At 63.7% G+C, this 24,642-nt stretch carries 24 protein-coding genes, 1 other RNA gene and 1 pseudogene; 11 read left to right on the top strand and 15 right to left on the bottom strand.

Annotated elements, in window-relative coordinates; translation table 11 throughout:
* Nucleotides 1–107 precede the first annotated feature (107 nt).
* Together DEVEQU_RS05485 and DEVEQU_RS05480 are read left to right on the top strand one after the other, a co-directional pair.
* Nucleotides 108–884: a hypothetical protein gene (locus tag DEVEQU_RS05485; protein ID WP_126149570.1), complete on the top strand. Its 777-nt coding sequence runs from the start codon at nt 108–110 to the stop codon at nt 882–884.
* A 243-nt stretch (nt 885–1,127) separates the two neighbouring features.
* A complete protein-coding gene (locus DEVEQU_RS05480) occupies nt 1,128–1,793 on the top strand; it encodes an OmpA family protein (RefSeq protein WP_126149569.1) in 666 nt (221 codons plus the stop codon).
* Between the two features lie 49 nt (nt 1,794–1,842).
* Here DEVEQU_RS05480 and DEVEQU_RS05475 read toward each other — a convergent pair whose 3' ends face one another.
* The 10 genes from DEVEQU_RS05475 to DEVEQU_RS19835 form a co-directional block, all read right to left on the bottom strand.
* Nucleotides 1,843–2,139, bottom strand: coding sequence for a hypothetical protein (locus DEVEQU_RS05475; RefSeq protein ID WP_126149568.1), 297 nt, complete (start codon nt 2,137–2,139; stop codon nt 1,843–1,845).
* Nucleotides 2,140–2,262: 123 nt separating this feature from the next.
* Entirely contained in the window at nt 2,263–3,810 is a 1,548-nt protein-coding gene (locus DEVEQU_RS05470) for a tripartite tricarboxylate transporter permease (protein WP_126149567.1), read from the bottom strand.
* On the bottom strand, nt 3,810–4,310 hold the full coding sequence (locus tag DEVEQU_RS05465; protein WP_126149566.1) for a tripartite tricarboxylate transporter TctB family protein: 501 nt from the start codon (nt 4,308–4,310) through the stop codon (nt 3,810–3,812). The genes DEVEQU_RS05470 and DEVEQU_RS05465 overlap by 1 nt, the downstream gene beginning before the upstream one ends.
* A complete protein-coding gene (locus tag DEVEQU_RS05460) occupies nt 4,307–5,251 on the bottom strand; it encodes a Bug family tripartite tricarboxylate transporter substrate binding protein (RefSeq protein WP_126149565.1) in 945 nt (314 codons plus the stop codon). The genes DEVEQU_RS05465 and DEVEQU_RS05460 overlap by 4 nt, the downstream gene beginning before the upstream one ends.
* 119 nt (nt 5,252–5,370) lie before the next feature.
* Nucleotides 5,371–7,236, bottom strand: coding sequence for a bifunctional diguanylate cyclase/phosphodiesterase (locus tag DEVEQU_RS05455; protein ID WP_164550266.1), 1,866 nt, complete (start codon nt 7,234–7,236; stop codon nt 5,371–5,373).
* A gap of 297 nt (nt 7,237–7,533) precedes the next feature.
* A complete protein-coding gene (locus DEVEQU_RS19840) occupies nt 7,534–7,704 on the bottom strand; it encodes a hypothetical protein (RefSeq protein WP_164550265.1) in 171 nt (56 codons plus the stop codon).
* A gap of 239 nt (nt 7,705–7,943) precedes the next feature.
* Nucleotides 7,944–8,252, bottom strand: coding sequence for a hypothetical protein (locus DEVEQU_RS05450; RefSeq protein WP_126149563.1), 309 nt, complete (start codon nt 8,250–8,252; stop codon nt 7,944–7,946).
* 9 nt (nt 8,253–8,261) lie between these two features.
* Entirely contained in the window at nt 8,262–10,727 is a 2,466-nt protein-coding gene (locus DEVEQU_RS05445) for a sensor histidine kinase (protein WP_126149562.1), read from the bottom strand.
* Nucleotides 10,728–11,396: a response regulator transcription factor gene (locus DEVEQU_RS05440; protein WP_126149579.1), complete on the bottom strand. Its 669-nt coding sequence runs from the start codon at nt 11,394–11,396 to the stop codon at nt 10,728–10,730.
* Nucleotides 11,397–11,638: 242 nt separating this feature from the next.
* Nucleotides 11,639–11,806: a hypothetical protein gene (locus DEVEQU_RS19835; protein ID WP_164550264.1), complete on the bottom strand. Its 168-nt coding sequence runs from the start codon at nt 11,804–11,806 to the stop codon at nt 11,639–11,641.
* A 217-nt stretch (nt 11,807–12,023) separates the two neighbouring features.
* Between DEVEQU_RS19835 and uxaC the strand changes: the two genes are divergently transcribed.
* The 4 genes from uxaC (at nt 12,024) to DEVEQU_RS05420 (ending at nt 16,198) form a co-directional block, all read left to right on the top strand.
* On the top strand, nt 12,024–13,442 hold the full coding sequence (uxaC, locus tag DEVEQU_RS05435) for a glucuronate isomerase (protein WP_126149561.1): 1,419 nt from the start codon (nt 12,024–12,026) through the stop codon (nt 13,440–13,442).
* A gap of 334 nt (nt 13,443–13,776) precedes the next feature.
* Nucleotides 13,777–14,628 (top strand): aminoglycoside phosphotransferase family protein, encoded by an 852-nt coding sequence (locus DEVEQU_RS05430; protein ID WP_126149560.1) that lies wholly within the window; start codon nt 13,777–13,779, stop codon nt 14,626–14,628.
* Nucleotides 14,629–14,649: 21 nt separating this feature from the next.
* Nucleotides 14,650–15,159 carry a CAP domain-containing protein gene (locus DEVEQU_RS05425; RefSeq protein ID WP_126149559.1) on the top strand — a complete coding sequence of 170 codons (510 nt, stop codon included), beginning with the start codon at nt 14,650–14,652 and terminating at the stop codon, nt 15,157–15,159.
* Nucleotides 15,160–15,271: 112 nt separating this feature from the next.
* Nucleotides 15,272–16,198: a pirin family protein gene (locus tag DEVEQU_RS05420; RefSeq protein WP_126149558.1), complete on the top strand. Its 927-nt coding sequence runs from the start codon at nt 15,272–15,274 to the stop codon at nt 16,196–16,198.
* A 58-nt stretch (nt 16,199–16,256) separates the two neighbouring features.
* On the opposite strand, the gene sthA is transcribed toward DEVEQU_RS05420, so the two are convergent.
* Together sthA and DEVEQU_RS05410 are read right to left on the bottom strand one after the other, a co-directional pair.
* Entirely contained in the window at nt 16,257–17,729 is a 1,473-nt protein-coding gene (gene sthA, locus DEVEQU_RS05415; RefSeq protein ID WP_126149557.1) for a Si-specific NAD(P)(+) transhydrogenase, read from the bottom strand.
* A gap of 69 nt (nt 17,730–17,798) precedes the next feature.
* Nucleotides 17,799–18,665: an LOG family protein gene (locus DEVEQU_RS05410; RefSeq protein WP_126149556.1), complete on the bottom strand. Its 867-nt coding sequence runs from the start codon at nt 18,663–18,665 to the stop codon at nt 17,799–17,801.
* A gap of 94 nt (nt 18,666–18,759) precedes the next feature.
* Between DEVEQU_RS05410 and DEVEQU_RS05405 the strand changes: the two genes are divergently transcribed.
* Complete coding sequence (locus DEVEQU_RS05405; protein ID WP_206437793.1) at nt 18,760–19,362, top strand: pseudouridine synthase; 603 nt, start codon at nt 18,760–18,762, stop codon at nt 19,360–19,362.
* A gap of 73 nt (nt 19,363–19,435) precedes the next feature.
* Here the strand turns inward: DEVEQU_RS05405 and DEVEQU_RS05400 are convergent, their stop codons facing one another.
* The 3 genes from DEVEQU_RS05400 to DEVEQU_RS05390 all read right to left on the bottom strand — a co-directional run bounded on the left by DEVEQU_RS05400 (nt 19,436) and on the right by DEVEQU_RS05390 (nt 21,475).
* Nucleotides 19,436–19,999: a fasciclin domain-containing protein gene (locus tag DEVEQU_RS05400; protein WP_126149555.1), complete on the bottom strand. Its 564-nt coding sequence runs from the start codon at nt 19,997–19,999 to the stop codon at nt 19,436–19,438.
* Between the two features lie 211 nt (nt 20,000–20,210).
* Nucleotides 20,211–20,921, bottom strand: a complete 711-nt coding sequence (locus DEVEQU_RS05395) for an anti-sigma factor (protein WP_164550263.1) — start codon at nt 20,919–20,921, stop codon at nt 20,211–20,213.
* A gap of 2 nt (nt 20,922–20,923) precedes the next feature.
* Nucleotides 20,924–21,475: a sigma-70 family RNA polymerase sigma factor gene (locus DEVEQU_RS05390; protein WP_126149553.1), complete on the bottom strand. Its 552-nt coding sequence runs from the start codon at nt 21,473–21,475 to the stop codon at nt 20,924–20,926.
* A 144-nt stretch (nt 21,476–21,619) separates the two neighbouring features.
* Between DEVEQU_RS05390 and ffs the strand changes: the two genes are divergently transcribed.
* The 4 genes and pseudogenes from ffs to recR all read left to right on the top strand — a co-directional run bounded on the left by ffs (nt 21,620) and on the right by recR (nt 24,632).
* Nucleotides 21,620–21,715, top strand: an RNA gene (ffs, locus tag DEVEQU_RS05385) — signal recognition particle sRNA small type.
* Nucleotides 21,716–21,843: 128 nt separating this feature from the next.
* A pseudogene (locus tag DEVEQU_RS05380) lies at nt 21,844–23,610 on the top strand (DNA polymerase III subunit gamma/tau); the annotation flags it as partial.
* Nucleotides 23,607–23,930 (top strand): YbaB/EbfC family nucleoid-associated protein, encoded by a 324-nt coding sequence (locus DEVEQU_RS05375; protein ID WP_126149551.1) that lies wholly within the window; start codon nt 23,607–23,609, stop codon nt 23,928–23,930. The pseudogene DEVEQU_RS05380 and the gene DEVEQU_RS05375, both read left to right, overlap by 4 nt.
* Nucleotides 23,931–24,035: 105 nt before the next feature.
* Nucleotides 24,036–24,632, top strand: a complete 597-nt coding sequence (recR, locus tag DEVEQU_RS05370; protein WP_126149550.1) for a recombination mediator RecR — start codon at nt 24,036–24,038, stop codon at nt 24,630–24,632.
* The last annotated feature ends 10 nt before the right edge of the window (nt 24,633–24,642 follow it).

The raw sequence follows: 24,642 nt of genomic DNA, 5'->3' as shown, positions 1-24,642 counted from the left end.
TGGGATAGTTGCGAATGACAAAGCTGGCCTAGCCACTGTGAGCGACCACTCAAGAACTAGATCGGAAAATAAATTCCGTTTTCAAATGTGCTAAAAGGCAAGCAGCATTGCAACGAAACGACTTTATTCTTTTAATTTTTTTTGGACTATTACTCCTATCCATCTGTGCTGTGGCAGCCACAACACAATTGGATCTTTCTCAGAACACGCGTGTTCTGAGCAGCATTGCGAACGCCGATAGTGAAGCCTATCGCCGTGAAAGCGCCGAAGCCACGATACGCGTTTACCAGGCGCAGGCCCATTGGGCTTCTATATCCGCCGTTATTTCAGCAATTGGCGCTGTGGCAACTGCGGCTGGCCTAATATTTGTCGCTGCCCAACTAAGAATTAGTCAGCAACAGTTGCATAAAGACAGGGCCTATATCCACTTTGATGGAATGAAGTGGCTTTCGTTCACTAAACCCCGCCCATCGACAGAGACTGAATGCTGGGGCATTTTTCCTCGCTGGATAAATACCGGCGTTACCCCTGCTCTTAATGTTAATCTCTGGTATGCAAGCAGTTGGCTACCGGTTGAAGAACTCCCCGACTGGTCTATTAAAGCTACATATCAACCTACGACCATTAGGCAGGGGGGACAGATCGAGATGTCCCCAATCATGCTCTCCCCTGACGACATAATGCGCTCCGGTCACTTGGGATCGGTGTTATGCATTTGGGGAGCAGCCACATACAATGACGTATTTCAAAAGAGAAAAAAACGCGAGACGCGCTTCTGCGTGAAGATCCTAGGTTATAGCGGCGACCTAACATTGGAATGGGACGAACAAAGTAACCCCGTCAACATACATTTCGCGAACGTAGGAGAGAACTGGGCTACGTAACCTTGCGCGTTTTTCGCGCCTATTCCATCGACACAACATGAGTGCCCACTGCAGCGACGATCGAGGAGCCCCCCAGCATCTTACACTTTCGGAGTCCACCATCGGCAGTCCGTTCGCGGAAGCTCGCCTATCACTCCCCCCCCCGTTCATCCTCCATTCATCACCTTCCGCTTACCACGCTCCTGCCTTAATGAAGGGGCAGGTAGACGCCACTCCATTCGCGAATCCTTCAGGGGGATACATATGAAGTCGAAGGTTATCGTCGCCCTTGCGGCGACCCTGGCGCTGAGCGCCTGTACCACCACCAATCCTTATACCGGCCAGAGCCAGCTTTCCAACACGGCCGGCGGCGGCCTGCTGGGTGCGGGCGGCGGTGCCGTGGCCGGCGCCATTGTCGGCGCGGCCGTGGGTGGTGATCCGCGCGTCGGCGCACTGATTGGCGCCGGTGTCGGCGGCCTGACGGGCGCTGCGATCGGCAATTACATGGACCAGCAGGAAGCCGAACTGCGCGCGCAGCTGCAGGGCACCGGCGTGTCGGTGACCCGCGTGGGCGACCAGATCATCCTCAACATGCCATCCAACATCACTTTCGCCACCGACCAGTCGACGGTGCAGCCGCAGTTCAACCAGACCCTGGTCTCGGTTGGCCTAGTGCTCAAGAAGTACAACAAGACCATTGTCGACGTGTATGGCCACACCGATTCCACCGGCGGCAACGAGCACAATCTGGCGCTCAGCCAGCGTCGCGCCGTGTCGGTTGCCACGATCCTCGCCAACCAGGGTATCGATCAGCGCCGCTTCTATATCGAGGGCAAGGGCTCTTCGAGCCCGATCGCCTCGAACGGCACCGAAGCCGGTCGCGCCCAGAACCGTCGCGTCGAAATCCAGCTTTCGCCGATCCGCGGCTGATCTGGTTGCTTTGCTCCGAAATCAACGCGGTCCCTCGGGGCCGCGTTTTTTATTGCCCGGATGCGGGCGCCATCTGCTCGGTCACCGGCTGCGATGTGGGCGTGCCCGGCTGCACATCGGTTCCCGGCGCGCCGGAGAACAGCTGCAGGACCAAGAGGAAAGCGATGACGATCCCCAATGCGATGAGCCCATAAAGCCACCAATTGGTCGGGCCGGTGCCGCCAACGCTGGCTTCGTGCTCGCCGGCGACACGAATGCCGGAATCATCGGGAACATCGATCCGCGAGCCATTTTCGTCGACGAGAAAATCGACCTTGGCCGCTTCGGTTTCGCGCTGCGCCACCATTTTGCATCCTCCGTTTTGCGGGTGTTCAGAGGATCAATGCGGTGGGTGGCGCTCGGTTCCTCCCGGAGGGGAAGCGGAGCAAGGTGTTGGCGGCGGCACACTCTGCGCATGCCGCCGGCCTGATCAGTCTTCGTCCGTCGCCAATTGGCCGAGCACCTGGCCCTTGCCGCGCATCCGCATGATGAAGGGCAGGCCGACGGCGATGATGGCGACGATGTAGAGGGTGATCGAGATGGGCGAGGAAACCAAAATGCCCAGCTCGCCTTGGCTGATGGCCAGCGCCCGGCGCAATTGCTGCTCGGCCATGGGGCCGAGGATCAGCCCGACCACCACCGGAGCAATGGGGTAGCCGAAGCGGCGGAGCAGATAGCCGAGGATGCCGAAGGCGAGCAGCAGTACCAGCTCGAAGGAAATGCGCACCGGTCCGATGCCCATGGACATGGCGCCATTGGCCCCCAGCGTGCCGAGCGTGGCAAAGACCAGGATTCCGGCATAGAGCCAGGGTTTCGGGATGGTCAGCAGCTTTACCCAGAGGCCGATCAGCGGCAGGTTGAGCACCAGCAACATGAAATTGGCCACCAGCAGGCTGGCGATCAGCGCCCAGACCAGGCTGGCATTGTTGGCAAACAATAGCGGGCCGGGCTGCAGGCCGAATTGCTGGAAGCCGGCCAGCATGATGGCGGCTGTGGCGGTGGTCGGCAGGCCCAGGGTGAGGAGCGGCACCAGCGTGCCAGCGGCGGAGGCGTTGTTGGCCGCTTCAGGCCCGGCAACGCCCTCGATGGCGCCATGGCCGAACTCTTCGGGATTCTTCGCGAAGCTCTTTTCGGCGCTGTAGGAGAGGAAGCTGGCCACATCGGCACCGCCGGCCGGCATGGCGCCGATGGGGAAGCCAATAAAGGTGCCGCGCAGCCAGGAGGCCCAGCTCCGCTTCCAGTCCTCGACCGTCATCCAGACCGAGCCCTTGACGGCCATGACCTGGGCTGCGACCTGTTCGCGATCCGAGGAGGTCTTGAGGGTTTCGCCGATGGCGAACAGCGCCACGGCCAGCGTCGTGACCTCGATGCCGTCGAGCAGATCCATGACGCCGAAGGCGAGGCGGGTCTGCCCGGTCTGCAGGTCGATGCCGATGAGGCCGAGGCCCAGGCCAATGAAGAGTGCGGTGAGCCCGCGCAGGGCGCTGTCGCCAAAGGCAGCCGAGACGGTGACGAAAGCCAGCACCATCAGCGCGAAATAGTCGGCAGGGCCGAAGGACAGCGCGAACTTGACCACGAAGGGCGCGATGAAGGCGAGGCCCAGCGTGGCGATGAGGCCGGCGACGAAGGAGCCGATGGCGGCGGTGGCCAGAGCCGGACCGCCCCTGCCCTTGCGGGCCATCTTGTTGCCTTCGAGCGCGGTGACGATCGAGGCGCTTTCCCCCGGGGTATTGAGCAGGATGGAGGTGGTCGAGCCGCCATACATGCCGCCATAATAGATGCCCGCGAACATGATCAGCGAGCCGGCGGGGTCGAGCTTGTAGGTGACGGGCAGCAGCAGCGCGACCGTGAGCGCCGGGCCGATGCCGGGCAGGACGCCTACGGCGGTGCCCAGGGTGACGCCAATCAGCGCGTAGATGAGGTTCTGCCACTGCAGGGCCGCGACGAGCCCCTGGGCGAGCAGTTCAAAGGTGTTCATCAGACGAAACTCCCGGTGGTCAGGAGACGCTCGAGCACGCCCACGGGCAGCGACAATTGCAGGCCCTTGGCGAAGATGAACCAGACGACGAAGGCGAAGACGGCGCCGATCGGAATGGTCTGCCAGAGCGGGCCGCGGCCGAAAGCCTTGGCGGTGCAGGCGAAGAGCACGCCGGTGGCAATGGAAAAGCCGGCGGTGGAGAGCAGCAGGATTTGCCCGACAAGGCCGCCCACGACCCAGAAAATGGGGCCGTAATCATCCTTGGAGCGCTCGGGGAAACCGTTGCGGAAGGCTGAAAACACCGTGCCCACGGCGAGGAGCAGCAGCCCCGAAGCCACGATATAGGGAAAGACGGTGGGGCCAACGCGCTGTTGCACCGGTGGCACGCGCATGAGGCTGGTCTGCCAGAAAATGACGATGGCGATGCCGGCCAGAATGGCCGCAATCACCAGCGCCGCCCCATCGGGGCGGCGCTGCGGGCTGGAGGAGCCTGTTGTCATTGGACCAGGCCAATGTCTTTCAGGATGGTCTCGGTGGCAGCGATATCGGCTGCCAGCTGGGTGTCGAAGGCGTCGCCGGCGAGATAGGTATCGACCCAGCCCTTGGCTTCGAGCGCCGACTTCCAGGAGGCCGAGCTGACCATCTTTTCGATGTCGGCGGAGATGGCGGCCTTCTGCTCGGCGGTGATGCCGGGGGCAGCGGCGACCATGCGCCAGTTCTGGACGGCGAGATCGACACCGGCTTCCTTGAGGGTTGGACCATCGATGCCCGGCACGCGCTCTTCGGACGACACGGCGAGCAGGCGCAGTTCACTGGCTTCGATCTGGCTGGCGAACTCGGAAATGCCAGAGATTCCCACGGTCACCTGGCCGCCGAGAATGGCGGCAAGCGCTTCGCCACCGCCCGAATAGGCGATGTAGTTGACCTGGGTGGGGTCGACGCCGATGGTCTTGGCGATGAGGCCGGCGGTGATGTGGTCGACGCCACCAGCCGAACCACCGGCCCAGGCTACGGCACCGGTATTTTCCTTGAGCTTGGCGATGAGGCCGGCAAGATCCTGGATGTCCGAAGCGGATGGCACCACGATGGCGACGGCTTCACCGGTGAGGCGGGCAATCGGGGTGACGTCGGCCAGCGTCACCGGCGACATATTGGTGAGGATGGCGCCGACCATCACATAACCGCCGACGATCAGGGCGTTGGGATTGCCATTTTCCTGCGTGGCGAATTGGGCGAGGCCAATGGTGCCACCGGCGCCGGGCACGTTGGTGACCTGCACATTGCCGGAAATGCCTTCGGCAGTCAGGGCTTCCTGCATGGTGCGGGCGGTCTGGTCCCAGCCGCCGCCGGGACCGGCCGGCGCCAGAATGGTGTAATCGCCCGCAAAAGCGGAGACAGACATGGCACCGGAAACCAGCGCCGCGAGAAGCAGCTTGTTCATAGATCCTCCCAGAAACAAGGCGAACGTCGTTGCGTCCGTAAAGGGAAGATTAATGGGCTAGCCTGTCACCGTCCTGTCACCAAGCACCGGTCCGTGCCGGGCTACGGCGTAACAAGCCACTAGCGCGCCGGCGCAAAACGCGGGCCGGCGGCGCTGGTGGTTTTACCGCCGCCGATGGATTGGGCGAAATTGCGCAAGAGCTTGGTGGCATCGGCCACTGGAACCGGGCGTGAAAACAGATAGCCCTGACCCAGTTTGCAGCCTTCCTGGCGCAGGAACTCGGCCTGCGCCATGCTCTCGATGCCCTCGGCAACCACGCGCATGTCGAGCTTGCGGGCGATATCGAGAATGGCGCTGACCACGACTTCGGCGGGGCGGTCCTCGCCCAGGCGGCCGACGAAGGATTTGTCGATCTTGATGATGTCGACTGGGAAGCTGAGCAGATGGGTGAGCGAGGCGAAACCGGTCCCGAAATCGTCCAGCGCCACCAGAATGCCCTTGTCGCGCAGTGATTCCACCGCATGCGGCACGGCGCGATCATTGCCGCCCATGAATACCGATTCGTTGACCTCGAGGATGACGTGGTGCAGCGGCACGCCGGCTTTGGCGAAAATGCGCGAGACGCGCTCGGAGAGGTTGCCGCGCTGGAAATCGCCGGTGGTGACGTTGACGCCCACATGCTGCACCGGGATGTCGGCGTCGAGCCAGCCCCGGATATCACGGGCCACCTGTTCGAGCATCGTGCCGGTCAGCTCATAGGCGATGCGTGGGTCTTCCATGGCGGTATGGAATTCGCCGGCACTGGCCAGCCGGCCATCGGGCATGGCCAGCCGCGCCAGGGCTTCGATACCGACGATCTCGGACGTCTCCAACCGCACGATCGGCTGGTAATGGGGAATGATCCGGCCATCATTGAGGGCGGAATCCACCTGCCGGATCAATCCGATGCGCTGCACCATATCGATGCGCAGATCGGGACGGAAACCCATATAGCTGCCGCGATGGGTCTGTTTGGCGTGATAAAGCGCGAAGTCGGCATTCTGGCACAGCGTGTCGGCGTCATGACCATCGGCGCCGAACAGCGCGCCGCCCATGGTGACGTGGGCCTCCACGCTCTGGTCGCCGATGCTGACCATGCCATGTGTCGCGTGCAGCAGGCCATGAGCCACCCGCTCGAGGCAGCTGTGATCGGTGCAGTCGGTGACAATGACGGCCATCTCGTCGCCGCCCAGCCGGCACGGCATGACCCCATTGCCATAGGTGGAAAGGCGGGTGGCGACAGCGCGGATCAGCGCATCGCCGGCAGCGTGGCCGATGCTGTCATTGACCAGCTTGAGATGGTCGATATCGAGGAGGATAAGGCCAAAGGGCGCGCCCAGGGCGACGCGGTCGGCCAGCACTTCGTTGAAGCGGCCGCGATTGGGCAGGCCTGTCAGCGCATCGTAATAGGCCAGGCGATGATTGCGGGCCCGCACCCGCTCATGCTCGATGGCCAATGCGCATAGATGCACACAGGTCTCCACCATGCTGGCCTCGAAGGCGGTGGGGCCGCGCGCGCAGCGGTAGTAGAAGGCAAAGGTGGCGACCACCACCCCGTTCTTGTCACAGATCGGCGAGGACCAGCAGGCACGCAGGCCCAGGTCGAGCGGCAGGGATTTGTAGCTGTGCCAGAGCGGGTCGGTTTCGATATCGGTGACCAGCACCGGCTCCTTGCGATAGGCCGCCGTGCCGCAAGAGCCCGCCGCGGGCCCGGCCAGGATGCCGTCGATGGCCCTGCAGTAATAGTCGGGCAGGCTCGGCGCCGATAATGGCCGTAGCGCGCCATTTTCATCGACCAGCAGGATGGAGCAGACAATGCCCTCCGAACTCGCCTCGACGCCGCGACAGATCTCGTCGCCGATGCTCGCAAGTGTTTCGCCGCGCGCCACCGCTTCCAGCACCGCGGTCTGAAGTCGCAACAGGAATTCGGTCTCGCCTTTGGCCATAGCGGTCCCCATGAACGCCGAAAAACCGTCGCAGAGCGCGGTAAACAGAGGGTTGGTTTCTTCGTTCGGCTGGGCGTTGGCCCGGCAAGACTGACGATCGCCGGGCACAAAACGATTTTGAGCTAAACAGAGTGTTTATGCGCACCCAAGACTAGCCACTAATATGTCTTGGACGCGTTGCTGGCGCCGGGCAAGAAAAAAGCCCGGAGGCGCGGGAGGGAAACGCGCGTCCGGGCTTCTTTGTATCGGCCTATGGTACCACAAGGCGGCTGAGGGAGGAGCGCCGCCAAGCGCTCGTCAATGGCCGATGGAGCGGAAAGCGGTGGGGTCGATGCCCAGATTGGTGAGGTGCTTGGCCTTGGGCGCCCGGCCGGCTTCAACTGCCGCCGACACAGCAGCTGCGCTGCCGAATACGGTGACGAAAGTGTCGAGCGTCGCAAAGAACTTGTTCTTGCGGGGGGCGTTCATGATCAGGTCCTCTTTCCGGGCCCGGATGATCCCGGGCCGCTTCCATGACCCCTAGATGGTCCCATATGCCGCCGGGCGGTAGAGGCGGATTGCTCAGCGCAGCTATGCACCAGGGGAAGAGCTTCGCGCATGGCGATGGCCCCTTGTCGGGCAGAGATGCCTTAAAAGTCGCATTGGGCTGGCGGAAGCATCATCGGCGTGGGGCACCAGATATGCACAAATGGCTGAGGTGGAGGCCTCTAGCCGTCACGATAGAGGCGGGCCGAGCGCACGCGATCGCCCTTGGTGTTGGCAAATTCCAAGACCACCGCGAAGCCCAGCGTCTTGCCGCCTTCCGTCACCACGCCATTACCGGCGCCGACACGTCCGTGACTGATGGCGTGGCTGATGCGCAGCGCACTGGCTGTGCTCCAGGGCGACGACGGCAAGTCGGCATCATCGCTGAGCATTTCGGGCGGGACCTTGCCGCCGATAAGGGCGATGATGAACGCCTCGACGAAGGCGTTTTTCGGCGAGTTGCCGCATTCTCCGCTGCGGATAATCTCCACGATCTGCTCCTAAGGCTTGGGCGAGACGATTTCCTGCCAGGTGTCGAGGAAGCGCTGCCGGCGCAGGGTGTCGAGCGCCACCAGCAGGCCCGGTCCCAAGGGGATGGGCTGGATAACGCCGCGCCCGCGCGCCGCGATGGCTTCGCTGGTCCATTCCCCGCTTCCCTCCGGCACCACCGATCCCAGCGCCGTCGGACCGGCGGCAATAGCCTGGCCGGCAGGGGAAAGCGCGAAATCGACGAAGGCGCGGCTCAGATCGGGCTGGGTGGCGCTGCGCGGGATCAGCATGGCGCGGGTCAGCACCAACACATAGTCGTCGGGTACGACGATTTCGATGCGCGCACCCTCGGCCTGCCGGGCGAAGGCATAGGAGCCGAGCACGTTGTAGCCCAGCGCCAGCGAGCCATCGGCAACCCCGTTGAGAATGGCCGGGCTCGATCCCGAGAATTGCGCATTGACGCGCCCGAAGGCATTGGCGAGGCGCCAGAAGGTCGAGGAAATCGTCTGGTCCTGCGCCGCCAGCAGATAGCCGACGCCCGAAAGGGCGATGTCATAGGTGGCGATCTGCCCGCGAAAACGCTCGGTCTGGCTCTCCAGCAATTCGGCCAGCGTCAGGTGGGTGCGCGGCACTTCGGCAGCGGAAATGCGGTCGGGATTATAGATGATCACTGCCGGCTCGAAGGTGAAGCCGAACACTTCGTTGCGCCAATGCGCCCAATCCGGCAGGGCGCTGAGATAGGGACTGTCATAGGCCAGCGCATAGCCGTCATTGGCCAGTTTCAGCTGCAGATCGGAGGCGGAGCTGATCAGCAGGTCCGGCGTCATGCCCAGGCTGTCCGCGAGGAAGCCCTCGAATAGCGGCAGCGAGTCGGTTTCCTCGTAGAGGACGCCGACATCGGGCCGCTGCGCCTGAAACCCCTCGATGAAGTGGGCAAAGAGCGGGGTATCGGTGGTACCCAGAATGGTGAGTATGCGAGCGGTCGAGCCGTCGGGGGCGGGATAGTGGGTGGTGGCGGCCTCCGTCGGCGTGGGCTGCAGAGCGAGCATTGTCGCCGCCGCCAGCACGACCAACGCGCCGAGGCCCAGCCCGGCGCGTCTTGGCAAGGGAAACTCCATCTCCACCGCGAGCCCACCACCGGGGCGATCCCGGAGCGTCAACTTGCCCCTATGCGCCGCGACCACCCGCGCCACGATGGAGAGGCCCAGCCCCGATCCCACCTTGCCGCCGCCGGCCTTGCCGCGATGGAAGCGCTCTAGCACCTTGGCCTTCTCGCCCTCCTCGATGCCCGGTCCACGGTCGCTGACCGCAACAATGAGCGCGCCGCCTTCGAGCCGACCTGAAATGTCCACCCCGCCCTCCGAATAGACCAGCGCATTGTCCACCACGTTGCGCATCATTTCCCGCAGCGCCACGCGGTCGCCGCGCAACACCGCCTCTGCGGCCTCGTGCGTCAGGGCCACAGCAAGCCGTCCCGCCTGATCGGGGTCGAGCCTTTGCCGCACTTCCTCGATCACGGCGGCGAGGTTGATGCTCTCGGTTTCCTGGTTCTCCATGCGGTGGGAAATCGTGGCTTCCATCAAGAGCTGGCTGACCAGTTGGCTGGCCTGCACCGCGCCGGTATGGATACGCCCGACGCGGCGGCGCAGGGCCTCCGGATCGGCCTCGTCCATGGCCACTTCCGCCTGCGCCCGCAGCGAAGCCAGCGGGGTCCGGACTTCGTGCGCCGCCTCGGCCACCAGCCCGCTGACCCGCTCCATGGCCTTTTGCAGCCGCGCCATGAAACCATTGAGCGCCGCCACCAGATGATCGACCTCGGCGGGCACCGGCACGGTGATGGGCGAGAGGTCATCGGGCGCGCGGGCGCGCAATTCGTGTTCCAGTTCGGTCAGCGGCGCGAACATGCGCGAAATGCCGGTCCAGACCAGCCCCACCGCCAGAAGCGTCAGCGCAATCACCGGCAGCACTGCATTGGAGAGAATTTCGGCGCTCAGCGCCTCGCGCTGCTTCTGGGTTTCGGCCACGTGGATGGTGACCCAGCCGGTATCGCTCGCCGTCGAGATCAGCCGGCCGACACTGGCCACCCGCACCACCTCGCCCCGATAGTCCACATCGGTAAAGCGCGGCTCGGCCGACACCGTCTCGGGCATCTGCATGGCCAGGTCCTCATAGCCTGTCACCGTGCGCGCATCGGGGTCCTCGACGGCGTAGAACACCCGGTCCTGCCCCGAAAACATGGCAAAGGCGGCGAAGGGGATTTCGACCACCACCGCCTCATTTTCCACCTGCACCGCACCGGCAATGGTCAGCGCCGAGGCGGCCAGCAAGCGGTCGAAGGCACGATCAGAGGCGCGCTCGGCATAATCGCGGATAAAGACGATGAGCACCACCGCGGCCAGCAGCAGCAGCGCCACCGCCAGCGCGAAGATGCGGCGGCGGATGGAAAACGACTTTTGCGAAGCCGTGCCGGCAGCCAACTAGGCGCCCACCCGCATCACATAGCCGACGCCGCGCACCGTGCCGATTTCGACATTGGCGGCCTCGAGCTTCTTGCGGAGGCGCGAAATATGCAATTCAAGCGCATTGACCGAGACGGCTTCGTCGAAATTGAACAGCTGGTTCATCAGCCGCTCTTTGGCAACCACCTTGCCGGCATTGGTGGCGAGAATCTCCAGCAGCCGGAATTCGCGCCGCCCCAGCTCCAACGCCTTGCCATTGACCGACGCATTGAGCCCGGCCAGGTCGAGTTCGAGATTGCCGGCGCTCAGCGTGCTCGACGCCTGCCCGCCGGTCCGCCGCAACAAGGCCCGCAAGCGCGCCTCGAGCTCGCGCAGATCGAAGGGTTTGACGAGGTAGTCGTCGGCACCCAGATCGAGCAAGCTCACCTTGTCGTCGATCTCCGAACGGGCGGTGATGACCAGGATCGGCGCATTGAATTTGCGCTTGCGCAATTCGGCGATCAATCCGATGCCGTCGCGATTGGGCAGCATGAGATCGAGCGCCACCGCGTCGAACAGATCGGCCTCGGCGGTGGGCACCACATCGGCGCCGTCGCGCACCCATTCCACCGAATGGCCGGCATTGCGCAGGCGCTTTTCGATCGCCTCGCCCAGATCCTCATTGTCCTCGACCAGCAGAATGCGCATGCGCAATCGGTCCTCCCCGGCCGGGATAGTAGTCACACGATGCCGGGCTGGAAACCGCTTTTGCGGCAATGATTAGCCCGTTTCACCTTCTGACTGATGCGGCTCCATCGTTCCCTCCCCCTTGGGGGGAGGGCCGGGGTGGGGGTCTTTGGATGACCCGCTGATGGACCCCCTCCCTCATTCCCTCCCCTCAAGGGGGAGGGAGGCGAAACTGCCTAGAGTCCGCCTCAGGCTGAAATGATCTAGATGACGTTGGTCAGGAGCACCGCTGCCACCGCCACCACGCCGCAGGTGGCAAGCCCGGCGGCAACCAGCATGGCCTGCGCCCGCCGCACATGCCCGGCATGTCGGGCCCGGCGCCGCATGGCGTCGATGTCGGTTCCGATGTCGCGAAAGTCGATATTGGCCATGTCGCCCTCCACAGCAACGGTTCACCCCGGAACCGTCGCATTGAATGGGCAGCCGCCTTGCTCAGCCGTTTCTCACCCTCTGCGCCCGAGGCTAACCCCGCTTGGCGCAGGGACGAACTCACGCCTGCAAACGGCGTTAATTTGTTTTAAATGCCGCGCATCGGCATCTTGTATGGTAGATGTTGAAACCGGCCCCGGATCGTGGCACAACCGGCCCATGACCCAGCCAGCCCATCTCCATCCCGACCGCCTGTTCCCCGCCTCCGAGCCGGCCCGCTCCATTGCGCGCGACCTTTATCCGGCGGTCAAGGACCTGCCGATTGTCAGCCCCCACGGCCATACCGACCCGGCCTGGTTTGCCGACAATGGCCGCTTTGCCAGCCCCGCGGCACTGTTCCTGACGCCGGACCATTATGTGCTGCGCATGCTGAAAAGCCGCGGCATTTCCTATGATACGCTGGGGATTGCGCGCAAGGACGGCGGGCCGGTGGAGACAGATGGGCGCAAGGCCTGGCGGCTCTTTGCCGACAATTATCACCTCTTTGCCGGCACGCCGTCGAAAACCTGGGTCGATCATTCCCTCCAGGCCGTCTTCGGCATTGCCGAGGAATTGTCGGGCAAGACCGCCGACACCATCTATGACGCCATCGACTCGCGCCTGGGCACGCCGGAGCTGTTGCCGCGCGCCATTCTCGATCGCTTCAATGTCGAGGTGATCGCCACCACCGAATTCGCGCTCGATCCGCTCACCCATCACCAGAAAATGGAGGGTGACAACTATATCGGCCGGGTGCGCACCACCTATCGCCCCGACGATGTCACCGATCCCAGCCGCCCGGCCATTGTCGACAATCTGAAAAAATTCGGCGAGCTGACCGGCGAAGACATTTCCAAATGGGACGGCCTCATCAATGCCCACCGCAAGCGGCGCGAGACCTTCCGCCGTTTTGGCGCAGTGGCGACTGACCATGGCGTGCCGACGGCCAATACCGCCGACCTGCCTCTGGTTGAGAAGCAGGCGCTGCTCGACAAGGTGCTGGCCGGTCGGCATGACGCCCAGGACGCCGAATTGTTCCGCGCGCAGATGCTGACGGAGATGGCGCTGCTTTCGGTCGAGGATGGCATGGTCATGCAGATCCATGCCGGCTCGCGCCGCAACACCGATCCGCTGCTGTTCGCTGAACGCGGGCCGGATCTGGGCGCAGATATTCCGGGCCCGACAGACTATGTCGGCGGGCTGCGGGCCCTGCTCGGCCGCTGTGGCAACGAGCCCAATCTGCGCATCCTGATGTTCGTGCTCGACGAGACGACCTATGCGCGGGAACTGGCGCCAATGGCGGGCTATTGGCCTTCGCTGATGATCGGGCCGCCCTGGTGGTTCCACGACAGCCCCCAGGGCATTCGCCGCTATCTCGACCAGGTGGTCGAAACCGCCGGCTTCTACAATCTCGCCGGCTTCAACGACGATACAAGGGCGCTGCTCTCCATCCCCGCCCGCCACGATGTGTGGCGCCGCGAAGTCTGCCATTTCCTCGGCACCTGGGTCGCCGAAAATCGCCTCACCCGCGCCACGGCCGAAGATCTGGCCAAACATCTGAGCTACCAGTCGGCCAAGGACGCCTACAAGATCGGGTAGGGTTTCGGACTCCGGCTATTGGACTGGAGCCCCTGCGGGCGCTCTGCCTTGCGGATAGGGCTCTCGCAGATGGCCCATTCCCAACGGGCTCTCATCCGCCCACCCCAGCCCTCCCCGCAAGGGAGAGGACGACGGCCGGTGCTTTTGGCTGACTTTTGCCCAGGACGCGATGCGGCTCCTCCCCCTTCTTCAGGGGGAGGTTGGGAGGGGGTGTGCAGCAGGCTCAAACCCATATGCGGTGACCCTGCCTTCCTAATCAGCACGCCCGCCGCATTTCCATCATCTTTTGCCGCCACCGGTCGAATCCGCCCTCGGCTTCTGCTTTAATGGCATCATGATGAATCAGTCCCCTGCCGAAACCGCGCTGAGCCGCGCCATGATCCGCTGGTCGCTTACCAAATCGACCCCGGTGGCCGAAACGCCGCGCAGCTGGATCTTTCGGGTCGAGCAGGGCAGCCGTAGTTCCGGGGCGCTGAAAATTCTCAAGCCATCGGTCTCGGCCGAAGAGGGGCGCGGGGCGCGTCTTTTGCAATGGTATGAGGGGGATGGCGCCGCCACCGTCTTCGACATTCATGGTGACACCATTTTCATGGAATGGATCGATGGCGGCACTTTGGGCGATCCCTCGCGCAATGGCCGCGACGACGAGGCCACCAATGCCTTTGCCACCGTGGTCGCCAATCTGCATCGTCCACGGCCGGATCGCCCCGACGGGCTGATGCCGCTGCGCCAGCGTTTCGAGGCCTTGTTCGACACCGATGTGCGCGCCTGGCCGCACACGGCCCGCGATCTCTATGCCCGCGCCGCCGGCATCGCTCTCAAACTCTTCGACAAGCCGACCGCCGAACTGCCGCTGCATGGCGATCTGCATCACGACAATATCCTCTCCTCCGATCGCGGCTGGCTGGCCATCGATCCCAAGGGCCTGTTCGGCGATCCGCATTACGAACTGGCCAATGCCTTCCGCAATCCCCAGGGCTCGCCCACGCTTTATGCCGACCCGCGCCGCATCAAGGCCATGGCCGATACCTTTTCGGCCCGGCTCGGCCTCAACCGCAAGCGCCTGCTTGGTTTTGCCGCGGCCCATTCCGGCCTCTCGGCCTGCTGGGATCTGGCAGATGGCAATTCGATCATCGGCGATCTGGCGGTGCTTCCCAATCTGCTCAGTGCCTATGACCAGGCCTGATCCTGCTTTCGGACCGTTGTCATGACCCAGTTTTCGCGCCGCGCCGTCCTCGTTCTGGGCGCCGCCGCGCTGCTATCGGCCTGCTCGGCCACCATTCCGCCGCTGCCTGCCAGCACCTCCAATCGCCCCGAGGACCTGACGCGCGAGCAGATCGTTGCCGCCATCAATGCGGTGCGCAAGGCCAATGGCGCGCCGGCCTGGAGCTATAATCCGCGGCTCGAAACCGCGGCCCGCTCGCAGGCCCGGCTGATGGCCAGCAAGGATACGCTCAGCCACGATCTCGGCGTCACCTTGCGCCAGCGCGTCACCGAAGCCGGCTATCTCGGAGCGGTCGGCGAAAACGTCGCCAAGGGCTACAAGACCCTGCCTGACGTCATCGAAGGCTGGCTCGCCTCGCAGGGCCATCGCAACACCCTGCTCTCGCCCAAATTCATCGAGTTCGGCCTCGCCACCGCCCGCACCGGCTCCGGCAAACTCTACTGGGCCATGATCGCCGGCGGCAGCTTCGATGCCTGGCGGGTGCAGGGATAGCGCCGCCGCTCATGGGTAATGGCAGCATCTGCGTAACCAACCAGGGCACATGGCTGTGCCGGGTCGACAAGGGTGTCGGGTTGGCGGCAGGATTGGGCTGAAGGAGAGGCCGATGACCTGGTTGCCCGACTACGACCCGATTGCCGGAGACAGGCAGAGCTGCGACGCGCTGGAACTGGTGGTGGTGCCGCGGACGCGCGATCTCGGTGGGGGCTTTCCGGTGCGGCGGGCGCTGCCGCATGGCAAGCGGCAAATGGTTGGCCCGTTTATCTTTTTCGATCATTTCGGGCCGGTGCAGTTCCTGGCGGGCCAGGGCATGGACGTCAAGCCGCATCCTCATATCGGACTGGCGACGGTGAGCTATCTGTTCGATGGCAAGATCACCCATCGCGACAGCGAGGGCAATATCCAGGACATTCGCCCCGGCGCCATGAACCTGATGACGGCGGGACGCGGCATTGCCCATTCGGAGCGCACGCCGGAGGTGGAGCGCGCGGACGGGCATAGTTTACTGGGGCTGCAAAGCTGGATCGCCCTACCCGCGGGGCAGGAGGAAATCGACCCTAGTTTCCAGCATTTTTCTGCCGACGCGCTGCCCTCGATCACCGATGGCGGGCTCACTGCGCGGGTGATCGCCGGAAAGGCCTTTGGCAAGGCGGCGCCGGTCAAGACGGTGTCGGACTGGTTCTATGTCGAGGTGCAGCTGGGCGCCGGCATGAGCGCGCCTCTCGACAACGACTATGAGGAGCGGGCGATCTATCTGGTCAGCGGTGCTGTGCAGATTGCCGGCGATGTGTTCGAGGGGCCGCGACTGCTGGTGTTCCGGCCGGGTGACGCCATCACGGTGACGGCGACCAGCCCGGCGCGGATGATGTTCCTGGGCGGCACGGCGCTTGAAGGGCCGCGCTATATCTGGTGGAATTTCGTTTCGTCGAGCCAGGAGCGGATCGAACAGGCCAAGGAAGATTGGAAACAGGCGCGCTTCGGGCCGGTGCCGGACGAGACCGAGTTCATCCCGCTGCCGGAGAAGAGCTACTGAGCCTGGCATTCGCATATGGTCTGAGGCTCGTGCCGGTGGCTCCTGGGCATTACAAGTCCTAGCCTTTGACCGGCTCCGGCGTGTCCGGGCTCGCGTCGGGGGTGGGCGTGGCCTTGTCCATCACGGGCGCGACCGGGGTAACGCGGGGCATGCGGTTCCAGGCGTCGAGGGCGGCGATCTTGTAGGCTTCGGCGAGCGTCGGATAGTTGAAGGTGTTTTCGACGAAATAGTCGAGCGTGGCGCCCAGATTGAGCACGGCCTGGCCGATATGGATGAGCTCGGTGGCGCCCTCCCCCACGATATGGACGCCGAGCAGCTTGCGGGTTTCCAGCGAGACGATCATCTTCATCATGCCCGACTGCAGGCCCATGATGTGGCCACGCGAGGTTTCGCGGAAGCGGGCGACGCCGCATTCATAAGGGATTTTCTGCTCGCGCACCTGCGTTTCGGTGAGGCCGATGGTGGAGATTTCGGGCACGGCATAGATGCCATAGGGGAAAAATGCCGGAGCCGGCGGCATTTTGGCGCCGAAGGCATGGAGAGCGGCGATGCGGCCCTGTTCCATCGAGGTGGAGGCCAGCGCCGGGAAACCAATGACGTCACCGGCGGCGTAAATATGGGGAATTTCGGTCTGGAAGGTATCCGGGTCGACCTTGAGACGGCCGCGCTCGACAGGGACCACGCCGCAGCATTCGAGCCCCAGATCGGCAGTGGCGCCAACGCGGCCCGCTGCATAGAGCAGCATGTCGGAGCGGATTTGCCGTCCATCGGTCAGATGGGCGATGGCCCAGCCCTGCGCATCCTTTTCCACATGATCGACCTTGCCGCCCAGGCGCAGGGTCACCCCGCGCTGGCGCAGATCATGGGTGAACTCCTCGATGATCTCGCGGTCGATGAAATCGAGGAAATTGTCGCGCGGCTCGATGATGGTCACCGGCACGTCGAGGGCGGAGAAGATGGTGGCATATTCGATGCCGATGACGCCGGCGCCCACAACGGTGAGACTGCGCGGCACGCGCAATTCGCTGACCAGGCTGTCGCTGTCGAGGATGGTATGATCGTCGAAGGCAATATTGGCCGGACGGTAGGGTGCGGTCCCAACGGCGATGATGGCGTTGTGGAAGCCGAAGAGATGTTCGTCGCCGAGATGATCGGTCACACAGATATGGTGATCGTCGCGAAAGCGGGCGATGCCGCCGAAGGTGCGCACGCCATTGCGGGCGAACTGATGTTCGAGCACCTCGATCTCGTAGTCGAGCGTCTTGCGCAGGCGGGCGCCGAGATCCTTACCCTCGATATCCTTCTTGACGCGATAAGCGAGGCCATAAAAGCCGCGTTCGCGCCAGCCGGAGAGGTTGAGCACCGTCTCGCGCAGGGTTTTCGAGGGAATGGTGCCAGTATGGACCGAGACGCCACCGAGCCGCAGGCGATTTTCCACCACCAGCACCGACTTGCCGAGCTTGGCGGCCTGAATGGCGGCCCGGCGCCCGGCAGGCCCCGAACCGATGACGACGAGATCGAAAGTTTCCAACGCATTGCCCCCGCAGTAATTGCGGCAATCTAGCTGGCTAGTGTGGCAATGCCGTTAAGGTCGCGTGTTTCAGCCGCCGAGCCAGGCCGGCTCTCCCACCTGGGGAAGATCATAGAACTGGCGGACGATGTCCCAGCCCTCTTCGGCCTTGTCGACGACACTGAAGAGATTGATGTCCTCGGGGGAAATGGTGCCGGCCTCGGCCAGGGCTTCGAGATTGAGCACCTTGGTCCAGAAATCGCGGCCGAAGAGCAGCAGGGGCACGCGCTCCATCCGGCCAGTCTGGATCAGGGTCAGCGTTTCGAAAAATTCGTCCATGGTGCCGAAACCGCCGGGGAAGACGGCGACGGCCTTGGCCCGCAGCAGGAAATGAATCTTGCGGGTGGCGAAGTAGTGAAAATTGAAGCTGAGATCGGGCGTGACGTAAAGGTTGGGCGCCTGCTCGTGCGGCAGCACGATATTGAGCGCGATGGAGGGCGCGCCCATATCGGCGGCGCCGCGATTGCCCGCTTCCATCACACCGGGGCCACCGCCGGTAACCACCACGAACTCCTTGTAGTCGGCGGTCGCGGAAGTCAGCGAGGCCAGTTGCGCGAAGCGGCGGGCTTCCTCGTAATAGCGTGACGCCGCTTCGAGATTGCGCTTCTGCGTTTCGTTCCGCGCCGCCCAGGCCGGCTTGCTGGGTTCGGGAATGCGGGCGCCGCCGAACAGCACCACGGTCGAGGTGATGCCGTGTTCGCGCAGGCGGAACTCGGTCTTGAGATATTCGAGCTGGAAGCGAATGCCGCGCGTGTCTTCGGAGGTCATGAACTCGTCATCGGCGAAGGCCAGCCGATAGGCAGCACTGCGCGTCTGGGGGGTGTCAGGGACCTTTTTGGAGACGACCACGTCCTCGCCGGATGTGCGCAAAGAGGTGGGGTGGCGGCGTTTGGCCAAGGCGAACTCCTCGATTTTCCGGCGCAGCGCCTGGAATTGTTCTCATGGGCATAGCCAGCGTTGCCGCTTCGGGCAAGGGTTGGAGGGCAGTTGGGTGTCACGAAAGCGCCAGCAGCCGCTTGACGAACGCCCCGCCATGCCGGATGCCATGGCGATGTCGCGCCTCATCCTTTTCAACAAGCCGTTCAACGTCCTGACCCAGTTTACCGGCGAAGGCCGGACGCTGGCCGAGTTCATTGACGTGCCCGGCGTCTACGCGGCCGGCCGGCTGGACAAAGACAGCGAGGGACTGCTGTTGCTGACCGATGACGGCAAGCTGCAGGCGCGGATTGCCGACCCGAAGTTCAAGCTGGAAAAGACCTATCTCGTACAGGTGGAGGGTGTGCCGACACCCGAGGCGCTGGAGCGTCTGCGCCGGGGCGTAGAACTCAATGACGGGCCGACGCGGCCGGCCAAGGTGGAAATGATCGAGCCACCCGAACTCTGGCCGCGCGATCCGCCGGTGCGGTTTCGCAAGAGCGTGCCGGACAGCTGGCTATCGCTCACCATCAGCGAGGGACGCAATAGGCAGGTGCGGCGGATGACGGCGGCCGTGGGTTTTCCGACGCTGCGGCTGGTGCGCGGGCGCATCGGGGACTGGACGCTGGAGGGCCTGGCGCCCGGAGACTGGCGCGACGTGGGCCCGAAGCGACGCTAGAGGCCGGACATGGGTCAGGAGGACTTGCGGAAATCCGCAAGCCCTCCCACCCTGAACCGCACGATGCCGAGGATTACATCTTCGGGGTCAGGACGGCGTCAATGACGTGGATCACGCCGTTGGACTGGATGACGTCCGGGATGGTGACATTGGCAACGGTGCCGTTTTCGTCGGTCACGGTGACCTTGCCGTCAGTGGCCTTGAGGGTCAGCTTGCAGCCGCCCACGGTGTCGACGACATGTTCGCCGCCATCAGCTTCGACCATCGAGACGATGTCGGTGGAGAGCGCCTTGGCAGGGATGACGTGGCAGGTCAGGACCTTGACCAGCGCATCCTTGTTTTCCGGCTTCAGCAGGTTTTCGACGGTACCGGCAGGCAGGGCTTCGAAGGCGGCATTGACGGGAGCCAATACGGTGAACGGGCCAGGACCCTGGAGGGTTTCGACCAGGCCGGCAGCCTGGACGGCGGCAACGAGCGTGGTGTGGTCAGCCGAATTCACGGCGTTTTCGACGATGTTCTTGTCGGCATACATCGGCGCGCCACCGACTTCAGGATTGTCCTGGGCGAAGGCAGTGCCCGAGAGAGCCGAGACGGAGAGCATGCCGGCAACGAAAAGCGTACGCAAAGAGAGAGTCATCTGTTTGTTCCTTCCTCGATTTTGCCCCATGTTTCAGCGGGGTCACGGGAAGTTACGAAGGCTCAAAGAACAAGTTTCAGCCGATTTCATTTTTTTCGCATTTTTGTCGATTATTTTTTTCGGCGCCACATTCGCGGAAAATGAAAAGCAATCAGCCCCATCGAAGAGCCGATTGCTTGAAAAATGCAGAAAACAACTGTGAATAGCGCCGTCAGATATTGGTGACGACGCCTTGGGCAACGACGGGGCCGTGCGGGTTGCCATCGGGCGAGCCGCCGGCTTGTTCGAGCGTGATCGCCAGAACCGAGCCTTCGCCCCAACCCGCGCTGATCGCTGGCGAAAGGGGGACGCTGGTTTTGGCACCGGCAGGAATAACGCCCATGGAGATGGGATTGTTCCCGCCCTGAATCGCCCAAAGTTCAAAATCGCTGCCGGGCTGGGCCGCGCCGGACAAACCGGCCAGACGCACATTGCCCTCGCCGTCATAGACGGCGATGAACTGCACATCGCTGCCTTCGGACTGAAGCGCAGCCACCAATTGCTGGGTCAGAGCGGTCGAGTCGCTGGCAGGGCGCATGAGGCCGAAACCAACCACGGCGACAGCCACGGCCAAAGCGCCAGCGGCGAGGCCGCGCCAGAGAAAGAGGGAATCGAACCAGCGTGTCGCGGTTGCACTCGCCTTGCCGAAGAGGCGCGCTTCCACCGCGCGCAGGGCATGAGCGGGCGCCGCCACCTCTTCGAATTCGCGATCGAGGCCGGCAAAGCGGGCCTGCCAAAAATCGCGTTCGGCGCGCAGGCGCGGGTCGGCTTCGATGGCGCGACCCACGCGAATATGGGTCTCGGCATCGAGCAGGCCGAGCACATATTCGGCCACCTGGGTCAGGCGGGCATCGCCCATTTCAGCATTATTGTCGTCACCCATGCTCATGCCGCCAGACAGTCTTTCAGCTTGATGAGGCTGCGGCGCAGCCAGGTGCGCATGGTATTCAACGGCACGGCGTGACGGGAAGCCAATTCTTCATAGGAATAGCCATCGAGATAGGCGCCGCGCACGGCATCGGCGCGATCGCTTTCGAGGGTGCCAAGGCAATGTTCGATGCGGGCGCGATCCTGGCTGTCGGCCGTCATGCGCTCGGGCGACGGCGCGGGATCGGCAATATCGAGCGCGGCGTCGATATCGGCCGCGGCGGGGCGGCGGGTGCGCAAAATGTCGAGGGCATGATTGCGGGCGACGGCCACCAGCCAGCTGATGGGGCTGGCCTGGCCGGCAACGAACCGATCGGCCCGATACCAGATCTTTACATACACTTCCTGGATCGCTTCCTCTGCTTCGGCCCGGTCTTTCAAGATACGCAGGAGGACGCCGAACAGTTTCGCGCTGGTGCGATCGTAGAGATCACGAAAAGCGGCCTGGTCGCGCAAGACGCAGCGGGCGAGCAGATCGGAGATTTCGTCTCGGGAGGCTTGGGCGGACATGGAGGGTTCCAATTGAGACCGGCGCATCCATAACGACACAAGTGGCCAAGTGGATCACTTCAAGGTGACGTGTTTTTATCGTGTGGGCGAAGCGAGGGCCACTCCCTCTTGCATCCTTGGCCAAGAATCCGCATATAGCCTCTCGGGAGGTTGGCGCGGACGTGTTCCTCGCCAACCGGGTCAGGTCCGGAAGGAAGCAGCCCCAACGAGATCCTCACGGGTCGATGCCAGCCTCCTACTCAATCTGTTCACAACTGGGCATGAGCGCCCCGCAAAACCTCGATAGGCTTTTGCGGTCGAACGCGGCTTGCCCTATGGTCCGGACATGAACGAAGGCAGAATCCCAATGCAGCGCGGCACGGAGGGGCGGCATGGCTGACCAGCGGACCTCCCCCTATCTGGTGCTGGCGCGCAAATACCGCCCGCGCGACTTTTCCACCCTGGTGGGACAGGATGCCATGGTGCAGACGCTGGGCAATGCCTTTGCGCAGAACCGCATCCACCATGCCTTTATTCTCACGGGCGTGCGGGGCGTGGGCAAGACCACCACAGCCCGTATCCTGGCGCGTGCCTTCAACTATGAGGATGCCAGCGGCCGCCGCCCCACGCTCGATCTCGAAGTGGAGGGCAATCACTGCCGCGCCATCATCGAGGGACGGCATGTGGACGTGGTGGAGATGGACGCCGCCAGCAATACCGGCATTGGCGACATTCGCGAGATCATCGACTCGGTGAAATACGGGCCGGTTTCGGCGCCTTACAAGGTTTATGTGATCGACGAGGTGCACATGCTCTCCACGGCGGCCTTTAACGGGCTGCTGAAGACCCTGGAAGAGCCGCCGCCCTATGTGAAATTCATCTTCGCGACCACGGAAATCCGCAAGGTCCCGATCACCATCCTGTCGCGTTGCCAGCGCTTCGACCTGCGCCGCATCCCTGCCGAGATCATGTCGAGCTATCTCGAAAAGATCCTCGGGCAGGAAGGCATTGGCTTCGAGGCCGACGCGCTCGCCATGATCGTGCGGGCAGGCGAAGGCTCGGCGCGCGACAGTCTGAGCCTGCTCGACCAGGCCATTGCCCATGGCAATGGCGCGGTGACGGCGGCCACGGTCAAGGCCATGCTGGGGCTGGGCGACCGCGCGCGGATCATCGACCTGTTCGAAGACGTGATGGGCGGGCGGATCGGGGAGGCGCTGACAGCACTGCGCGAACTCTACGATCTGGGTGCCGACCCGCAGACGCTGCTGGGCGATCTGGCCGAATTCACTCATCTGGTCACCCGCATCAAGGTGGTGCCCGCCGCAGCCGATGATGCCGCGCTGACCCCGGATGAGCGAACGCGTGGCCGCGATCTCGCCGGAAGGCTGCCGATGCGGGCGCTGACGCGGGCCTGGCAGATCCTCTTCAAGGGCAATGAAGAAACCAGCCGCGCCGGCAATGCGCTGCAGGCGGCGGAAATGACGCTCATTCGCCTGGCCTATGCCGCCGATCTGCCCAGCCCGGACGAGGTGATTGCCAAGCTGACGCAACAGGGACAGGTGGCTGTTTCGAGCCAGAGCGCACCGGCTTTGCCGCCGCGCGGACCTTCGGGCTCTTCGGGCGGCGCGTCGGCCATGCGGGTCGAGGCGATGCAGCACAGTCCCGCGCCGATGGAAGTGGCGGTGAGCACGCCCAATCCGGTGACGCGTCCACAGGCGGTGGCGCAGCCGGCCCTCGCCACGCTGACCAGCTACAAGGATTTGATCGCCCTGGCGCAGGCCAAGCGCGACGTGCTGGTCAAGCTAGCGCTGGAAGGCCAAATGCGCCCGATTTCCTTCGAGCAGGGCCGCATTGAGGTGGCGCTGGCCGATGGCGCCGATCCCGGTATGATCGCGACGCTCTCGGCGCGGCTGCAGGCCTGGACCGGCGAGCGCTGGCTGGTGATGGTCTCGACCAAGGCCCCCGAGGGGCTGACCATCCGCCAGGAAAACGAGCAGAAGAAGCAGGCAGCGACACAGGCGGCGCATGACGATCCGCTGGTCAAAGCCATCATGGATACCTTTCCCGGCGCCAAGCTGGTCAATGTGACGGTGCGCGACGAGGCCGCCGTTGCCGAGGCCCTGCCGGCGCCCCCGATCGAAGAGGACGACGAATGAAAGACATCATGGGCATGATGAAAGCCGCCAGCGAAATGAAGGGCAAGATGGAGGCCATGCAGGCCGAGCTTGCCGAGCTGGTGGTGGAAGGCCGTTCGGGCGGCGGGATGGTGGTCGTGGCGCTTTCGGGCAAGGGCGATGTGCGCGGGATCAAGATCGACCCCAGCTTGCTCAAGCCCGAAGATGCCGAGATGGTGGAAGACCTGATCGTCGCCGCCTTTACCGACGCCAAGGGCAAGAGCGAGGCCGAAATGCAGCGGCGGATGCAGGACGTGACAGCCGGCCTGCCGATCCCGCCGGGCATGAAGTTTCCGTTCTAGGCCTTAGGGCAAAGCAAAGTCGAGCGGCCTAAGTGCCGCTCACCTCTCATCCGGCGCTGCGCGCCACCTTCTCCCACAAGGGAGAGGGCGATCCGGTGAACTGAAATGGCATCCGGCGGACCGGAAATCGAACAGTTGATCCAGCTGATGGCCCGATTGCCGGGCCTGGGCCCGCGCTCGGCGCGGCGGGCGGTCTTGCATCTGATCAAGAAGAAGGACCAGCTCATGCTGCCGCTATCGGCGGCGCTGGACCGGGCGGTGCTTGCCGTGCGCACCTGCGAGGTCTGCGGCAATATCGACACCATGAGCCCCTGCTCGATCTGCTCGGACCCCAGGCGCGGCGAGAGCGGCATGCTGATCGTGGTCGAGGATGTGGCCGATCTCTGGGCGCTGGAGCGAGCGGGCGTCGGCCAGGTGCGATATCATGTACTGGGCGGCGTGCTGTCGCCACTTGATGGGGTCGGGCCCGACGATCTCAATCTCGATGCGCTGATCGCACGCGCACCGGATTATGCCGAGATCGTTCTGGCGATGAATGCCACGGTGGAGGGGCAAACCACCGCACATTACATCACCGACCGGCTGGACGGCAGCGGCGTCAAGGTGAGCCGCCTGGCCCATGGCGTGCCGGTGGGCGGGGAACTCGACTATCTCGATGAGGGCACGCTGAGCCAGGCGCTCAAGGCCCGCACGCAGATTTAGGTTGCGTTCG

It is taken from the genome of Devosia equisanguinis (assembly GCF_900631955.1).
GTDB classification, from domain to species: domain Bacteria; phylum Pseudomonadota; class Alphaproteobacteria; order Rhizobiales; family Devosiaceae; genus Devosia; species Devosia equisanguinis.
This window is presented reverse-complemented; position numbering and strand designations above follow the sequence as displayed.

What these genes read in the sequence shown, in the direction of transcription:
- DEVEQU_RS05480 (WP_126149569.1), top strand. Translation starts at nt 1,128, where the DNA reads ATGAAGTCGAAGGTTATCGTCGCCCTTGCGGCGACCCTGGCGCTGAGC.
- DEVEQU_RS05475 (WP_126149568.1), bottom strand. Translation starts at nt 2,139, where the DNA reads ATGGTGGCGCAGCGCGAAACCGAAGCGGCCAAGGTCGATTTTCTCGTC.
- DEVEQU_RS05470 (WP_126149567.1), bottom strand. Translation starts at nt 3,810, where the DNA reads ATGAACACCTTTGAACTGCTCGCCCAGGGGCTCGTCGCGGCCCTGCAG.
- DEVEQU_RS05465 (WP_126149566.1), bottom strand. Translation starts at nt 4,310, where the DNA reads ATGACAACAGGCTCCTCCAGCCCGCAGCGCCGCCCCGATGGGGCGGCG.
- DEVEQU_RS05460 (WP_126149565.1), bottom strand. Translation starts at nt 5,251, where the DNA reads ATGAACAAGCTGCTTCTCGCGGCGCTGGTTTCCGGTGCCATGTCTGTC.
- DEVEQU_RS05455 (WP_164550266.1), bottom strand. Translation starts at nt 7,236, where the DNA reads ATGGCCAAAGGCGAGACCGAATTCCTGTTGCGACTTCAGACCGCGGTG.
- DEVEQU_RS19840 (WP_164550265.1), bottom strand. Translation starts at nt 7,704, where the DNA reads ATGAACGCCCCCCGCAAGAACAAGTTCTTTGCGACGCTCGACACTTTC.
- DEVEQU_RS05440 (WP_126149579.1), bottom strand. Translation starts at nt 11,396, where the DNA reads ATGCGCATTCTGCTGGTCGAGGACAATGAGGATCTGGGCGAGGCGATC.
- DEVEQU_RS19835 (WP_164550264.1), bottom strand. Translation starts at nt 11,806, where the DNA reads ATGGCCAATATCGACTTTCGCGACATCGGAACCGACATCGACGCCATG.
- uxaC (WP_126149561.1), top strand. Translation starts at nt 12,024, where the DNA reads ATGACCCAGCCAGCCCATCTCCATCCCGACCGCCTGTTCCCCGCCTCC.
- DEVEQU_RS05430 (WP_126149560.1), top strand. Translation starts at nt 13,777, where the DNA reads ATGATGAATCAGTCCCCTGCCGAAACCGCGCTGAGCCGCGCCATGATC.
- DEVEQU_RS05425 (WP_126149559.1), top strand. Translation starts at nt 14,650, where the DNA reads ATGACCCAGTTTTCGCGCCGCGCCGTCCTCGTTCTGGGCGCCGCCGCG.
- DEVEQU_RS05420 (WP_126149558.1), top strand. Translation starts at nt 15,272, where the DNA reads ATGACCTGGTTGCCCGACTACGACCCGATTGCCGGAGACAGGCAGAGC.
- DEVEQU_RS05400 (WP_126149555.1), bottom strand. Translation starts at nt 19,999, where the DNA reads ATGACTCTCTCTTTGCGTACGCTTTTCGTTGCCGGCATGCTCTCCGTC.
- DEVEQU_RS05395 (WP_164550263.1), bottom strand. Translation starts at nt 20,921, where the DNA reads ATGGGTGACGACAATAATGCTGAAATGGGCGATGCCCGCCTGACCCAG.
- DEVEQU_RS05390 (WP_126149553.1), bottom strand. Translation starts at nt 21,475, where the DNA reads ATGTCCGCCCAAGCCTCCCGAGACGAAATCTCCGATCTGCTCGCCCGC.
- DEVEQU_RS05375 (WP_126149551.1), top strand. Translation starts at nt 23,607, where the DNA reads ATGAAAGACATCATGGGCATGATGAAAGCCGCCAGCGAAATGAAGGGC.
- recR (WP_126149550.1), top strand. Translation starts at nt 24,036, where the DNA reads ATGGCATCCGGCGGACCGGAAATCGAACAGTTGATCCAGCTGATGGCC.